A 14,861-nucleotide genomic window follows, 5' to 3' on the forward strand; every position below is an offset into this window, starting at 1 on the left:
GATGTGACTTCACGAATTTCTGGCCTGCTGAGGCTTTCTGTGCTGGCGTTGATGGTATCCGGTTCCCTGATGAAGGCAGAGGTCAGGCTTCCAAAAATTCTTGCAAGTCACATGGTTGTGCAGCGTGATCTACCCGTGCATGTATGGGGCTGGGCAGAGCCGGGTGAAACTGTTTCGGTGAGTTTTCGGGGTGATTCCCGGGCGACGAAGGCCGACGAACTAGGCCAGTGGAGCATTTACCTTTCGCCTGGAGCGGCGGGCGGTCCATTTGAACTGATGGTCAAGGGCACGAACACCGTAACACTATCCGACGTGCTGGTGGGCGACGTCTGGGTAGCCAGCGGGCAATCGAATATGGAGTTTGAGATGCGAAAAGCGGCTACTGCGGCGACCGATTTGCCGAAGGCCGAGAATTCGCAGATCAGGCTGATGATTGTTAGCAGGAATGCGGCGGAATATCCCCAGACAGATGTGAATGAAGATCCTGCCGGCAACGGGAGAACGTGGGCTGCTTCTACTCCTGATACAGCGAAGAACTTTTCTGCTGTTGCATGGTATTTCGCACGAGAGATCGAGGCACGCGAACATGTACCGGTGGGCGTTATCGATTCAACCTGGGGTGGCACGGTAGCGGATGCATGGACGAGTCTGACCGCGTTGGGCGCGGACCCTGGATTGGCTCCTGTATTTACGGCACGAGGCCACATGGCAGAGCGTGAGCCGACCGCGCTGTTGCGTGAGAAATATCGCCAGCAACTGGTTGATGCAGCCAAGGCCGCAGGCAAGGCGGCTCCCCAGTTTCCATGGCATCCCCTGTTTAATATGTGGGGACCAGCCATGCTGTACAACGGAATGATTGCGCCGCTGACGGCGTTCCCGATCCGCGGAGTGATCTGGTACCAGGGAGAAAGCAATAGCGCTCTGGAACGTGCTCCGCTCTATGAGCGGCTGTTTCGTACGCTGATTGAAGATTGGCGCAATCAATGGCAGATCGGCGACTTCCCTTTTCTGTACGTGCAGATAGCGAACTTTAAGTCGACTCCTCTTGAGGTGTGGGCGCCGATTCGCGAAGCGCAGCGAAGGACGCTGGAATTGCGCAACACAGGTATGGCGGTAACGATCGATGTGGGTAATCCTACGGATGTACATCCCACAGATAAGGTGACAGTTGGGCATCGCCTGGCCCTGACTGCGCGGGCAATTACTTATGGAGAAACGGCACTGGAGTATTCAGGTCCGGCGTTTCGCCAAGTTACCCAGGAGAATGAAAACCTGAGGGTATGGTTTGATCATGCTGAGGGTTTGAAGGCCGAAGGCGGAACGCTGACCGGGTTTGAGGTAGCCGGTGCGGATGGAGTCTTTGCAGCAGCAGAGGCGCGTATTGAGGGCAGTACAGTGGTATTGACCAATCCTTCGGTAGCAACACCTGTAGCGGCTCGGTATGGCTGGGAGAACAATCCGGAGTGCCATCTGTTTAACCGTGAGGGGCTTCCCGCATCGCCATTTTCATCAGAAAAGTAGTAGATTTGCGGCTGGTTTCGAGAGAGTTGGCCGGGATGCAGTCCCGGTGTTAAACTCAATAGAGTCATCTGCCTTGCAACAGGACGGAGAGGTGGCAGAGCCCGGTTGAATGCAGCTGACTCGAAATCAGCCGTACTCGAAAGGGTACCGGGGGTTCGAATCCCTCCCTCTCCGCCACGACCTTTATAATCAACAACTTAGAGACACGTAATACCAAGACAAATACCACTTTGCTAGACTTTCCCTATGAAAGTCAGCTTTACTAAGCTCATCCAAACCAATTCCGGTCCCCGGTACTGTCCTGTTGTGTACAGCCGCAATGGGCGGATTCGCGCCGATTATGTCGTAGTTAACGGTGAGGAACAGCTTCAAGCGAATCTCTATCGATGTACTTCGAAGGGGACACTAATAGTGGTCTCGACTTCAACCGGACTGCCGTTCAACTGATAGGGCTGATACGTCCATTGTCTGACAGCATTTAGTGCGGCTTGATGTAGTTCGGCAGGTCCACTAATGATCTCGAGTGCCGCTATATGACCATCTTTACCAATATTCGCGCGGAGAGTCACCGAACCAGAGACATTGTGCTCCAGCGCGTTGACAGGATAAGTGGGATCGATTTTCGTCTTTAGCAATGCTGTCGCCACACCAGCTGCAATCTGACAACCGCAGCGCAGGCGCAGCTCACTTTGAAAACGCGTGGATTTTGTACAGGTAGAACAGGATAAATCCGGTACCAAAGAGACAATAGATTATCAGCGAAGACCAGAATTTCTTTTGATCTTTATCTCGATACGCTACCTGTCCAAAGCGACCCCGGAGTTTTCCGGTCCACGCCCGAACCCATGCCAGGTTCCACAGGCGCGGACAGCAACGCCTCACGAACCCACTCGGCCAGGCGCAACCCGGCCCCACGCGCACGCTCCTCCAGCAGCGCGAACTCCGCCTCGCTGACTTTGGTGCCGACTGATTTTGTGCGTAAGGGCGGCTTCAGCAAGCACCGCCGGATAGGGATTTTAGGAAGAGGACGCGCGATGCCCATGCGTCGCCGGGAAGGACAGCAGGGGGCCGGACGCGGGCTAAGGGATTGAGACTCAACGGGTTCCCCATCAGCAACGTGCGCTCGACTCTAGGGTAACGCTTTCAGCCCAGTTTTTCCATTAGTTGCCTGTTTTCAGCAAGTTCCCCTTCGGTAACTTTCGGTTCCTCTACAGCACCGTTCCGGGGTGGTGTGTCATCCTCATCCCGATGCCGCAGGCAGCGCGCTCTTTTGCTCTTAGCGGCATGAAGGCGAGGAAGCCTACAGACGCAGCAAGGCCGCCCCAGAGGGTCGGCCTGCGGTTAGAGCACAACGCCCATTAGTTACTATCGATAGACGACTACTAGACCCTCCTCTTTGGGATCAGCGTGGATGAAGTTGAACATAACGCCATCGTGCCCATCGAGTTTGAACTCTATCGAAAACAGTGGCCCACCTAAGTATGTCCACAGCAGGTCCCTGTCTGATGTTGGGTGCTTTCCAAGCGAAGCACCTACCGTTTTTAGCCGGGAGGGTAGCTTTTTCAGACCTTCCGTTTGCTCATTTGACGAGGACTGTTTTTCAAAAACATATACAGTACCCCCGGAAAACTGCGCCAGCGAACTGGGCGAGAGACCTGATATATCAGAAAAATCTCCGTTCGCCGCCCTAATTCTCCAGTCCGTGTTGCTCGGAATCGCCCCTGATCGGAGCAGTTTGTAATCTGCGAACAAATAGTCGAACTTCTCCCGGGGCGTGGCCGGAGTACGGCAGCCGACCATCCCCGACAGCATCAGAAGTACGAGACTAAAGAGCATGGTAATTAGTGGTCTCATGATCGACTGCCTCAGTGCTGTGTTCGAGTGGGAGCAGATGGGTCTTTCAACTGCCGCACTTGATTCTCTAGCTTCAACGCACTAGCATTGCTGCCGCCTTGCTGCAGATTCATCAAGTTTTGGAAGGCTTGAGACATTTTTCCCGACCATTCAAATTGAAGATGTCCAAGCTCGTGACCCGTGACCTCTCCCATTGTTAAGTAGTGCGCCAGCCCATCCGACATATATGCTCCAGGCATCACACCGGGGCTTGATTGCCTTGGGTCGAGCAAATCTATGTGCCATTGCCCATCGGAAGACTGGAACGTTGCTCCCGGCGTATTGGAAGGAGCTCGTCCAATCGTGGCTTGATCTCCGGGATTACCTACGACAGTTCCAGGAGCAACGAGGCTCAATTGTGCAACCCTAGAGTCGCCCACGATACCAGCAACCGCCGAAGCTGGCCCATTGAGATCGGAGAATGCGGGACCGTTTCCCGATGGACCACCCGATAAAATCCCGACGTAATAGTTGGTTTGCTGGTTTCCGGACTTGTCTGTAGTCGTGACACCGTTCGCGTAGAGATATGAACACCCCTGGCTCCCGACAACACCGCACAACGCTTTCATTTGAGCAGCCCTTTCATCTGCATCATTTGAAAGCTGAATAGCCTCTCCGCTAGGATCAACCATCGCCAGGGGGTTATTGCGGACATAGGCATACAGATTGAACCGCTGCGGGTCCTCCAACATTTCTTTCTGAAAGAAGAATTTGTCCGGGCTGAGGAACCGTCCCATCGTACCTGGCACCGAAGTAGTCGTTACCTGATTCGGAGTCGCGTTCTTTGCCGGTGAAGTGATGTTCGGTGGGGGCCTGGATAGAGCCAGTGCAGGACAGGCCATCGCCGAAGGGCAGGCTGGAGCAGGTTTGTTCCAGTACGCCTGCATAGTCAGTCTGAACACGACGTGTACCCAGGGGATCAGAAAGATGGAAGTGAACTTCATCGGGATCATAGGTGGCAATCAACTGGCCTGCCGCGAAGACATTGGTGTGTGCCCAGGCCATGCTGCCGCTGGTGGTGTCCAGTTCTGTCAACTGCTCCCCACTCGGACCGATCACGTAGTCGCTAATTGGCCGGAAACCGTTCATGCTCACATCGCAACTCATGCTCGAAATGCTGCCTTTGCCCACCCGCTGTCCCTCGGCATTGTAGACATACCCAGTATAGGTTGTCAGACCAACCACCGGTGCACTCGACACCGCACAGATGCGTCCTTCTGCATCGTATAGATAGTTATTCACGCCGTCACTGGTTTCATCCCTGATATGCCGTATTGAGGATCCTTTCCTAGCGCCTGAGCCGTTGCTTATAGCTGGTTGTGGAGTTTATATTCTGCCCAATTATAGGAAATGCTGACCCGTTCGAAGGTTCTGTAGCTGGGGCGCTGAGGGTTTCGTAACAGCTGCGTTCTCACTTTGCGGCTTCGGTGTATTGCCAACTGTGACTGATGTACTCAAGGTCGCGTTTGTGGTTCTATGAGCTATTCAGCACAAAGATTGACAGATTTGGGCGCGACAAGCGCTGATTAATAGATAGATTCTTACTTTAGGGAACATTCGACAAAGGTGATTCTATGAAAGCACTAGGCGATGTGGCTGCGAACTACCTTCGTGAGCAACCGGATGTAAGAGCCATCTTCATGCGTGAGGGCGTAGGTGCAGCAGGGGGCGTGATCCAGCGAGCGCAGCTCCCTGCGCATCGCGTTACGGTTGATCTGCCTGCACTTGTCCTTGTCGACCAAGGTCAGAAACACCTCAGATGGAAAGATGGTTCCTGCATCGCAAGGGCTGGAGACGCAATCGCGATGAACTGCGGGCAGACAGTAGAAATAACAAATATGCCAGGCCCGAGCGGAGAGTACGCTGCACGCTGGATCTCATGGAGCGCGGAGATTGTGAATGCATTCGCGAAGGAAGCGGGCGTTCTCTCTCCTCCATCCAGCGTCACATATCTGCCCCGTCTGTCGCCTGAATTCATACTCAGCTGCAGTGCCGCATTCGAGACTCTTCTTGATGCAGAAAAAATACCGTCTTCTGTAGCAGATCATCGCTTTCGCGAGGTACTCGTGTGGCTTCAGGAGCTGGGGGTGTTCTTTTCCTCTCCGACTACAGATACCATCGGCAGTCGGCTACGCATGAAGATGCTAAGCAATCCTGGACAGGAATGGACGATAGAGGAGATAGCGAAGCAGGTCGGAACCAGTTCAGCAACTCTACGCAGACGTCTTGCAGCGGAAGGTCTTACATTTCGGGAGTTACTGCACGACATAAGGATGACCTACGCTCTGAACCTCTTGCAGAACACGGATAATCCCGTGCTCTCGATAGCGTCTGCTGTGGGATATGACTCGGCCTCTCGTTTCGCCGCGCGCTTCCGATCTCGATTCGGATATCTGCCATCGGATATCCGCGGCCAGAAGCATAACGATTCTCGCGCTGGCAACTGAGTGTTTAGGTTCTAAAACCGCACTGGATAAGGCTATGTTAGGTGGCGAGAAGAGTGGAGAAACAGTTTGTCAAATGATAGGCAGGAATCGACTATACAGCGATTTCTACGCGGTAGCTCCGCAACGAGATTCGCGAGTCCGCGTTTTATAGTACCTGGCATGGCTCTGGAGAAGCACGTGGCAAACCCAGGGGAATTACCTGAAATTGAGATTGATTCGTTTGTCTTGATGTTATGGCAAGGTAACTCACCCGCGCATGGGGAGTATCTAAATCCCCAAAGAAGATTCGTGAGTTATCGGAAGAAACCAGGGACACTGACGCTATACCGACCCGGAGTCGTCCCAAAGGTTCGTCCGTTGAGCAAGTCCATCTTCTTGCTCTGCGCTCTCAATCGTGGGTTTCTTTCACAAATTGAAGAGGAAATTCGAGACGAATATCCTGGGCGTCCTATGATTGTGGACAGGCTTCTCACGCGCAATCAGCCTGAATTCTTCGACCCCTCTCTAAGTCAACTGTTAGGTCTTCTACAGACTGAAGCTCGGTCGGGTGGATTGTCCGGCAGACTCTATTCTGAACATCTTGTCCATGCCCTCGCTGTACGCCTCTCCTTACTGAGTGGAGCGCCTGTTTCTGACAAGAAAGATAGCAGTGGAACATATGACACCAAAGCAATACGACGGGTGCTCGAATCTATTGAAGTAAATCCAGCAACGGACTTCGACGTCGCAACTTTGGCTGCAGAGGCTGGACATAGCCAAAGTCATTTCTTCCGCGCGTTCCGCGGAGCCACCGGTCACACGCCTCATCAATACATCATGCGGTTACGCCTGGAGCGCGCAAAGTCTCTAATGCGGAAACGTAATATATCTCTCGCGGAGATCGCTCAGGAGAGTGGGTTCGCAAGCCACGCGCACCTCTCGCATGTCTTTCGTCAGCGATATGGCATTGCGCCGAGTGAATATAGAAACAAGATGTGAGAGTTTCCTGTAAGCGCGCGAGCTTTGTGAAAGCGCATCGGGCGGTGCTGGCGATAGCCTCGGTTTATGGCACGCAAATATATCGTTCTCGCACTTATTTTCATCGTCAGCGCCTCCGGTTGTATGAGTAACCCAGCTTTCTCCCAGGCAGCTCAGTCTTCCGCGGCTTCTTCGCAGGTCACAGATCCTTCGATTGATCCCCACATTGACCCACAGGTTCGATCCTTTCTCAAAGAGATCAATAAGGACTCAACCCCGATCTGGACTCTGCCTCAGCCGCAACCGCAAGACATAATCACAGCCCTTCAGAATAAGTTTCCAGTCGACATGTCTGGGGTGACGATAACCCAGAAGACCATCACCCAGGATGGTCAAAGCGTAAAGCTCTACATCATGACTCCGAAGCGTACAGTAGCCAAGCCGGGTGTACTGTTCTTCGTTCATGGGGGAGTATGGATCGTCGGCAATTTTGACAACCACAAGCGTCTACTCCGAGATCTGGTCGTTGGATCGGGCCAAGTCGGAGTCTTCGTGGAATACACTCCGCTTCCCCAAGCTAAATTCCCGACTCAGTTAAACGAATCGTATGCCGCATTGAAGTGGTCTTCGATCCATGCCTCAGAGTTTGGAGCAGACGGACGACGTATTGCCGTTGTTGGGAATTCGGTTGGAGGAAACATGTCCGCGGCACTCACGCTCATGGCGAAAGATCGCCAGGGACCGAAGATCGCATATCAAGTGCTTCTCATTCCTGCGACAGATGCCAGTGTCGACACCGATTCCTATCATGAGTTTGGTCAGGGGCGTTTTCTGGCTCGCGACTTCATGAAGTATGGATGGGATCTCTATGTTCCTGACGAGAAGACGCGTGACAACCCCTATGTTTCACCGCTCCGTGCCAGCACTGACCAACTGAGCGGTCTCCCTCCAGCTCTCGTGATCACCGCAGAGAACGATCCTTTGCGCGATGAAGGAGAGGCCTATGCACGGAAGCTCAAAGAGGCCGGCGTTGAAGTTACTGCTGTTCGTTACAACGGTGTCATCCATGACTTCGTTCTCCTGAATGGAATCAGGAATGTGCCTGAAGTAAAGGCTGCAATTCAGCAAGCCAGCGATGGAATTCGTGAGCACCTGGCGCAGTAACAGAGTTTCTTAGCTTGGCAATCCTATGGATGAAGCGCTGCGTGTCGTAATCTTCGCGATGCGCAGCGCGACAACAGAGAAAGATACACAACAACGTCGGCCTGAATAAAGCGGCGAAAAGGAGATTCAAGATGCGTTTCGAAGATTGGGATTGCGGGCGAATTCCCGCGGGTGAGGTCAGCCTCTTCTACCGCAGGGCCGGTAGCGGCCATCCTCTAGTCCTCGTGCATGGATGTCCCATGCATTCGCTTATGTGGCATCACATCGCACCAGCCTTGGCAAAAGACTTCGATGTTATCGCTTATGACCAACGAGGCATGGGCATGTCGACGATTACTGCGTCGGCCTACGATGGGACCACGCGAGGAAATGATCTGAAGGCTCTTCTGGATCACCTCGGGATCAAGCGTGCCCACGTAGTCGGCTTCGATCTAGGTGCTCAGACCGTTGCCTCGTTCGCCCGCGACAACCGCGAGATGGTGGAACGCCTGTCTTTCATCGAGTACGCTCTCCCTGGCTTCGGGTACGAACAGCACATGAATCCAAATCCCGAATGGACGATCGATTCGAATTGGCATTTGGGATTATTCACTATCCCTACCGTCGCGGAGTTTCTCTTCTCGGGCCGCGAACGCCAGATGCTCTCGTGGTGGTTTCATCACATCGCATACTCCGGCAACAGCTACATGAGTCCTGAGCACTTCGAAGCCTATGCGCAGACTCTATCCAAGCCCGGCGGCTTACGCGCCTGCATTGAGCACTACGCAACGGTGTGGAAGGATTCGAAGGACAACGCAGTCTTTCACGAGAAGCCGCTTGAGATGCCGACTCTCGCCTTGGGAGGCGAAGCATCTCTCGCATCCTTCACGCAAGCTGCCTGGAAAGATGTCGCGAGCAATCTCACGAGCGCAATCATTCCAAAGGCAGGCCACTGGATCAGCGATGAGAACCCCGCCTTCACTGCTGGTGCTTTACGCGACTTCTTCAAGGCGGCACGAAGCTAAGCGCATCGTTATGCGATGTTGCACGTGGCAACGAACAGCCGGCATGAACAGTCAGACCGCTCATGCCGGCCTCAACCGCTCTCAGAGCAGGAAAGTTCGACAAGCAAAACTGAAATGTATAACGACGATCGAATAGAAGATGAAGTTACAAGGGCTACCGCTCCATTCGCAAGAGGTGCTCAACTGGAGAACACCCTGTTCTACATGGGGAGCCTGATGTCCGTACTCGTCTCCTCAAAAGAAAGCGGCGGTAGACTTTGCCTGCTTGAGTATCGCTCCCAACCTGGTCATGAGCCGCCTCCACACATCCACCTTGAGCAGGAAGAGTTGCTCTACATCCTCGAAGGCGAGGTGGAAGTGTATGCCCCCGGACAAAAATCTTATGTAGGTGCAGGCCAGTGTCTCTTCATCCCTCGTGGTCAGGCTCACGCATGGTATGTGCTGACGGATGAATTGCGGATGCTTATCCTCACGCAGCCCGGTGGTCTCGATAGCTATTTTGAAACGATGGGTACTCCCGCGACGAGTTTGGAGCTACCGAGCGCGGCCACTACCTATGCGATGGATGATCCCTCGCGAGCGATCCGTATAGGCGCGGAGTTTGGCATGACCATCCTGACGCCAGAGGAGACGAAAGAGCTGCTGCCTCACTACCCAGGTTTCGGTAACAAACCCACTCCAAGGAGAGTACAAAGCTAACATGAAATCCGCCGTCTATTATGGTCCATTCGATATCCGCTGTGCGGAGATCAAGCCTCTTGAAATCTCACTAGGCCACGAGATACTTGTCCAGGTCGAGGCAACCTCGATCTGCGGATCAGATCTACACCTCTATCGCGGCGCTCTCGATTTCCTCATGCAAAAGGGCCACTCCTCGACCGGGCATGAACTCGTAGGCCGTGTTGTTGAGGTCGGTCCACAGGTCACAAGATTCAAGCCGGGTGATCGCATCACCACGCCTTACTCAGTATCCTGCGGCTACTGCTACATGTGCGAAGCAGGCCAGACAGGTCACTGTGAGACGACAAACGGAGCCATCATAGGTTTCGGCATTCCGCTAGGAGACCTTGGCGGAACCCAGGCTGAGTACATTCTCATTCCTTATGCCGACGCAAACGCAATGCAGGTTCCCGAAGATATCCCGGCCGAGGCCGCTCTCACCCTGTCCTGCAATCTGCCATCGGCCATCGTCGGCGTAACCGAAGCAGATGTTCAACTCGGCGATACGGTCGCGATCGTAGGCTGCGGACCTACCGGGCTGATGACAATGGACTGTGCCTTTCTTCGCGGCGCGGGCAAGGTTGTCCTTCTGGACCGAGTTCCGCATCGTTTGGCTGTAGCTCAAGCAAAGGGCGCAGTCACGATCAACATTGACGACGAGGACTGGAAAGAACGCGCTCTCGCAGAAACTCAGGGCCGTGGATTCGACAAAGTCATCGAAGTCGTCGGTATGCCTGAAGCTCTGCAGATTAGCTTGGATATCGTAAGGCGCGGGGGAATCATCTCGGCGATCGGAGTCTTCTGCGACGACTCCTTCACCATCAGCCCTATCTATTTCACCACGCGCAATATCGATCTTCGTACGAATGGTACAGCCAACGTGAGACCGTCGATTACGCAGGCGCTGACGATGCTAAAGCGGGGCATCATCAATCCAAAAGAATACTTCACACACGAATTCGCCCTATCCAACGTAGATCAGGCATACGCAACTTTCTACGGCAAGAAGGACGGAGTAGTGAAGGTACTGATTCGTCCCTAAAACCCCTCCATCCCGGGATGCATGGCGATTCAAAACTGCGCTACCGGGATGGAGTACTTGTGAACCGGAGGCGCTAACGATCACATCGCCAAGTTGCTTGAGCGTTCGCCACCATGCCGCGTTTTTCCCCGGCACGATCTGAGATAGAACAGTTCCCCCTATCATCCGAACCTCAAGCCGCTTATCAGGTCAATGACGGCCATGATCTTGATGACCTATCTTGAAATCCGCCACCCGGCGAAACAGGACGCCCAAGGTGCTCTCCAAAACACCTCGATCACCCTAGCCGCCTTCAACTAGCGCCGTTCTATCATGACTCGTGGTTCTTCACTTTTCGATACTGAGTCTTCAGATTGATTGTTAGAGCTTTGGAGTGAAGGCATATGGATTGCAGGAGTGCGGGACTGACATAAGCAGCTCCGTTTCTGCGAAGTTTAGTATCAATTCACTTAACTATGAAAAAGAAACACTCACCTCAGTCAGGTGTACCGGACGTAGCAGTTGCATAGTACAAACGATGCCCGGTAAAAGAAACGCCAGCGACCCAATCACCCACATGATGGCGGCACCTAACACCTGATCGTCCACGAGCGAAACGTGAAATGGATTTGAATTTCTGACATAAAACTCGTAGATCGGGCGGTCACAGAAGGCAAGAAAAGCGCAGAGAAGTGTGTTTATCACGTCCGCCGAAACGAGATAAATCAGTACGCCCCAGCCTTTGAGGCGCGGCGAAGAAGGCCACGGCTGCACAATGTGCCACCAAAAAAGCAACGATGTGAACAAGAAGCACAGATGTTCGACTGCATGCCACGCTTCATGTTCTAAAGCGAAATCGTATGCCGCCGGAGTATGCCATACGAGGTAAGTCAGGTTCATAGCCATCCACGCCGCAACTGGAGACGTGAGCCATCTGGCGTACCTTTGCATCCATGAGAGGCGCATCAGGGGCCCGACAAACAATTGCAGGAAAATCAGCGGCAGACCTCGCAGAAGCGGTACTCCAGGCAATCCGAGGAGCAGGAGTGGGGGCACGACAGACATGATCAGGAGGTGTTCGACCATGTGCGCACTCAGAAGAGCATCGGCGAAACCGTCCATGGGGGATCCGACTGCCATCCAGAGGATTGCCAGCCCGGCGAGGAATGAGAGTAACTGAAAGCTAGTGAACTGGGAGGGCCTGGTTTTTCGAATCTTGATCCACCCGCGCAGGTAAATGATCGCCGTAATCGCTATGGATAAGGTGAGCCAAATCGGAAACTCCCAGTCTGCCAGGACTTCTTTTACACTGTCTGACATAGTTAGGGCAGCCTTCCGGATTGCTCCTGTTGTGGCCGTGAACTGCCGGCAACCATAGTGCCAAGGCTTCGCGAGGCATCTATCGCTGGCGCCTGGTAGTTGTTACGCAGGGTGACGAGAAAGCTCACAAGCGCCTTTGTCTCAGCTGGACTGAGTGCATTGCCGTAAGCGGGCATATTGCCGCCTCCCTGCAAGACCTGGCGAATCATCTGGTCTTCGGTCATGCGCGAAGCAACCGTATCCAACGCCGGGCCGCGCATACCTCCCGCACCATCGAGCGCATGACAATTTCGGCATTGCTTGTACTGAAGAACAAGCGCTCCTTGGCATTGCAGTGGCGTTCGGTTGCGAAGGTACTTCACAGGCACCGGATCGCTTGCCCACGCATCCATAACAGGGCTCCAGGGCGTGTAAGTACCGAGATGCGTGAAGATACCGAGCGAGATAGCAACTATGGCCAGCGTAAGCACCGCTACGGGTCGCCGCGCCCAATGCCGTTCGCCTTCTGCGGCAAATACTGGAAGCAGTAGCATGGCCGCAATGATGAGCACGGGCGCAATCAAAATCACCGGTGTTTCGAGCGAAGGAGGAAGGAGAGACAATACGGAGAAGATCCAGAGAAAAGCAGCGTCGGGTTTCGGTGCAGTCTGAATGATCGTTGGGTCGGGTGGTCCGCCGGGCCCGAAGGGTCCGAAGAAAAAAGCGCAGGCCATGACGGCGAACAAGATTGCCATGGCGAAGACTGCGTCTTTCCAGGCAGCATCGGGGACAAAGGGAATCCCAGTCTTGTCGGTCAGTTCATGATATTCGCGCTCATAGGTCGCCTTCGTGACGATTCTGCCAGGCATGGGCCAGTCACTCACCCCATGACGAAGCACCATCCAGACGTGCACACCCACACCCGCCAGCAAAAGGCCCGGAATGACAAAGACATGTAAAGCGAAGAAGCGCGAGAGAGTCGCTGCTCCGAGAATCGGTCCTCCTAATAGCAGGTGAACTAAAGGCGCTCCAACCAAAGGCACTCGGCTAACAATCGAAGCACCGATGCCAAGCCCCCAGTATGCATCCTGATCGAATCGCAAAACCTGTCCAGTGAAGGCCATTCCAAGCGTCAGGAGAAGAAGCAGTACTCCGACCATCCACGTCAATTCGCGAGGAAACTTATACGCTCCGAAGAGAAACACTTGCACCAGATGAATGATGACAACGGCGACCATGAAGTTCGATCCCCATCCATGAAGTGCGCGCAGATACCATCCGAGCGGAGCGTAGTGGTTAAGCAGTTGAAGACTGCCCCACGCTTCATTTGCAGATGGGCTATACACCAGGCCCAGCAGGATGCCTGTCATGACTTGCAGAATGAGGAGAACTGTTGCGGCGCTTCCAAAAACATAGAGCCAGCTTGCGTTGTTGGCCGGCGTTGGATGCGTTGCAGCCTGCGCCAGGGGCTGAATGAGTCCGAGCCGATGCTCTAACCATTGCAGGGTTCTTCCCGCTATTCCCTTCGAACCAAATCCTATGCTTGCCATGGGTTCGACCTTTCTGTCGTTACGGCTGGTTCAATCTGAATCAAAGGCTTCTCACTGCAGCGTGCTTGTGTTGCCAGCGTTGGCATATTGCCTGAGTGGATTGCCAGGGAGTTACCGTTCAACCGTACTTTGTATTCGAAAAGACCTCTTTCCGGAGGGCCAGAAGCGCGAGAGCCGTCTTCGTAGTAGGCTCCGCCGTGACAGGGACAAAGGAAAAGCCGCGACTGAGAGAACCACCGTACCGGACAGCCGAGATGCGCGCAATTCACAGCAAAGACTTGAACGCTCTGAGTCGAAATACGGCGAACCCAGCATGAGACCTTGGCCGTGTCGCCGTCGCCGAGTCGAGATACTGGACTCTGAAAATTCACCAATTTAGTCTGCCCGACGGGAAACCCATCGAGCGATCCAAGGTCAACCCACGATCCAGTTTCGGAGTCTCTCTTCGACGCAGGGCCAAACAGATATCCGACGAGAGGAACCGCGAGGACTGCTCCTAACGCGGCGTTCAATATAACTGAGATCTTGAAGAGAAATACCCTGCGGGAGTGGACAATGGACTTCGATTCCAACTCGCGGTCCGCGCTTGTCTCTTCTCCGGAATTTTCGATTTGATCGTTCATGTTTTCTCCTTTGGAGTTCGTGGAGTTCACTTCACTTCGGCATACGGCTGGCCAGGTGTTTGCGTGCGATGAGCCGCAAGCCACGCTACGATGTCGCTAATCTCCTCACCTGTCATTGTCCTCAGCGGAGAGCCCTGAATGTCGGTGCGCCAATCGGGCATTCCACGTTCCGGCTGGCCGGAAATGATAATGCTGCGCAGGCCCTGATCACTGATCAACGCGAGATAAGAGGGATCGACAATCGATGCACCGTGCAAAGATGCGCCGGCGTCAGTTCCCTTGCCATCTGCTCCGTGACAGCGCGCACAGGAGACTGCAAACGCTAGCTGTCCTCGCGCGGCGTCGCCTTCCTGGGCTTTCGCATAGGCGAGCGGGAGTAAACCGTGCAGCACATCCGGATGCGCCCACGCATCCAACATGCCTTTGGAGAGAATGCTGATCTGCTCCTCCGTCAGCAGACCTCCTTGTTCCTTTCCGAATGCGGGCATCATGGTTCCAGGCACGCCCTGCGTCGTGATCCGTCTGATGTTGTCTATCCCTGCAGTCGCAAGGTAAATGGGATTTGCGAGAGAGATTGCAACACCCCCTCTTCCCTGATCGCCATGACAGCCCGCGCAGTTATGTTTGTACAGTGTCATCGGTTCAAGCACCTGTTCGGGACG

Annotated in this window: 16 protein-coding genes and 1 tRNA gene; 8 read left to right on the forward strand and 9 right to left on the reverse strand. The window is 54.0% G+C overall.

Features of this window, described 5'->3' with window-relative positions; all coding sequences use genetic code 11:
* Positions 1-3 precede the first annotated feature (3 nt).
* Both OHL19_RS11660 and OHL19_RS11665 read left to right on the forward strand, forming a co-directional pair.
* Positions 4-1,521 (forward strand): sialate O-acetylesterase, encoded by a 1,518-nt coding sequence (locus OHL19_RS11660; protein WP_263357870.1) that lies wholly within the window; start codon positions 4-6, stop codon positions 1,519-1,521.
* Positions 1,522-1,606: 85 nt separating this feature from the next.
* Positions 1,607-1,698: transfer RNA gene (locus OHL19_RS11665), tRNA-Ser, on the forward strand.
* A gap of 203 nt (positions 1,699-1,901) precedes the next feature.
* Here OHL19_RS11665 and OHL19_RS23060 read toward each other — a convergent pair.
* From OHL19_RS23060 to OHL19_RS11685, 5 genes are all read right to left on the reverse strand, one after another.
* A complete protein-coding gene (locus tag OHL19_RS23060; RefSeq protein WP_396126756.1) occupies positions 1,902-2,168 on the reverse strand; it encodes an energy transducer TonB in 267 nt (88 codons plus the stop codon).
* A gap of 137 nt (positions 2,169-2,305) precedes the next feature.
* Entirely contained in the window at positions 2,306-2,518 is a 213-nt protein-coding gene (locus OHL19_RS11670) for a plasmid mobilization protein (RefSeq protein ID WP_263357871.1), read from the reverse strand.
* Between the two features lie 368 nt (positions 2,519-2,886).
* Positions 2,887-3,375, reverse strand: a complete 489-nt coding sequence (locus OHL19_RS11675; RefSeq protein ID WP_263357872.1) for a hypothetical protein — start codon at positions 3,373-3,375, stop codon at positions 2,887-2,889.
* A gap of 11 nt (positions 3,376-3,386) precedes the next feature.
* Positions 3,387-4,151, reverse strand: a complete 765-nt coding sequence (locus tag OHL19_RS11680) for an RHS repeat-associated core domain-containing protein (protein WP_396126757.1) — start codon at positions 4,149-4,151, stop codon at positions 3,387-3,389.
* Positions 4,057-4,656, reverse strand: coding sequence for a hypothetical protein (locus OHL19_RS11685; protein WP_263357874.1), 600 nt, complete (start codon positions 4,654-4,656; stop codon positions 4,057-4,059). The genes OHL19_RS11680 and OHL19_RS11685 overlap by 95 nt, the downstream gene beginning before the upstream one ends.
* Positions 4,657-4,988: 332 nt before the next feature.
* On the opposite strand from OHL19_RS11685, the gene OHL19_RS11690 reads away from it, so the two are divergent.
* From OHL19_RS11690 to OHL19_RS11715, 6 genes are all read left to right on the forward strand, one after another.
* Positions 4,989-5,861 carry a helix-turn-helix transcriptional regulator gene (locus OHL19_RS11690; RefSeq protein ID WP_263357875.1) on the forward strand — a complete coding sequence of 291 codons (873 nt, stop codon included), beginning with the start codon at positions 4,989-4,991 and terminating at the stop codon, positions 5,859-5,861.
* A gap of 177 nt (positions 5,862-6,038) precedes the next feature.
* Entirely contained in the window at positions 6,039-6,839 is an 801-nt protein-coding gene (locus OHL19_RS11695) for a helix-turn-helix domain-containing protein (protein ID WP_263357876.1), read from the forward strand.
* Positions 6,840-6,905: 66 nt separating this feature from the next.
* Entirely contained in the window at positions 6,906-7,982 is a 1,077-nt protein-coding gene (locus OHL19_RS11700) for an alpha/beta hydrolase (protein ID WP_263357877.1), read from the forward strand.
* Positions 7,983-8,113: 131 nt separating this feature from the next.
* On the forward strand, positions 8,114-8,986 hold the full coding sequence (locus OHL19_RS11705; protein ID WP_263357878.1) for an alpha/beta fold hydrolase: 873 nt from the start codon (positions 8,114-8,116) through the stop codon (positions 8,984-8,986).
* 114 nt (positions 8,987-9,100) lie between these two features.
* Complete coding sequence (locus OHL19_RS11710; protein ID WP_263357879.1) at positions 9,101-9,685, forward strand: cupin domain-containing protein; 585 nt, start codon at positions 9,101-9,103, stop codon at positions 9,683-9,685.
* A 1-nt stretch (position 9,686) separates the two neighbouring features.
* The gene (locus OHL19_RS11715) at positions 9,687-10,748 is read left to right on the forward strand and encodes an alcohol dehydrogenase catalytic domain-containing protein (protein ID WP_263357880.1); all 1,062 of its coding nucleotides are present in this window, start codon (positions 9,687-9,689) and stop codon (positions 10,746-10,748) included.
* Positions 10,749-11,201: 453 nt separating this feature from the next.
* Here the strand turns inward: OHL19_RS11715 and OHL19_RS11720 are convergent, their stop codons facing one another.
* Genes OHL19_RS11720 through OHL19_RS11735 form a run of 4 tightly spaced genes read right to left on the reverse strand, consistent with a single transcriptional unit; the run spans position 11,202 to position 14,837 of the window.
* Positions 11,202-12,047 (reverse strand): cytochrome c oxidase assembly protein, encoded by an 846-nt coding sequence (locus tag OHL19_RS11720; protein WP_263357881.1) that lies wholly within the window; start codon positions 12,045-12,047, stop codon positions 11,202-11,204.
* Positions 12,048-12,049: 2 nt separating this feature from the next.
* Positions 12,050-13,576 carry a cytochrome b N-terminal domain-containing protein gene (locus tag OHL19_RS11725; protein WP_263357882.1) on the reverse strand — a complete coding sequence of 509 codons (1,527 nt, stop codon included), beginning with the start codon at positions 13,574-13,576 and terminating at the stop codon, positions 12,050-12,052.
* Positions 13,564-14,199: a QcrA and Rieske domain-containing protein gene (locus OHL19_RS11730; protein ID WP_263357883.1), complete on the reverse strand. Its 636-nt coding sequence runs from the start codon at positions 14,197-14,199 to the stop codon at positions 13,564-13,566. Before OHL19_RS11730 ends, OHL19_RS11725 begins: the two co-directional genes overlap by 13 nt.
* Positions 14,200-14,225: 26 nt before the next feature.
* Positions 14,226-14,837 (reverse strand): c-type cytochrome, encoded by a 612-nt coding sequence (locus tag OHL19_RS11735; protein WP_263357884.1) that lies wholly within the window; start codon positions 14,835-14,837, stop codon positions 14,226-14,228.
* Positions 14,838-14,861: the final 24 nt, after the last annotated feature.

This window comes from Acidicapsa ligni, assembly GCF_025685655.1.
Taxonomy (GTDB): Bacteria; Acidobacteriota; Terriglobia; order Terriglobales; family Acidobacteriaceae; genus Acidicapsa; species Acidicapsa ligni.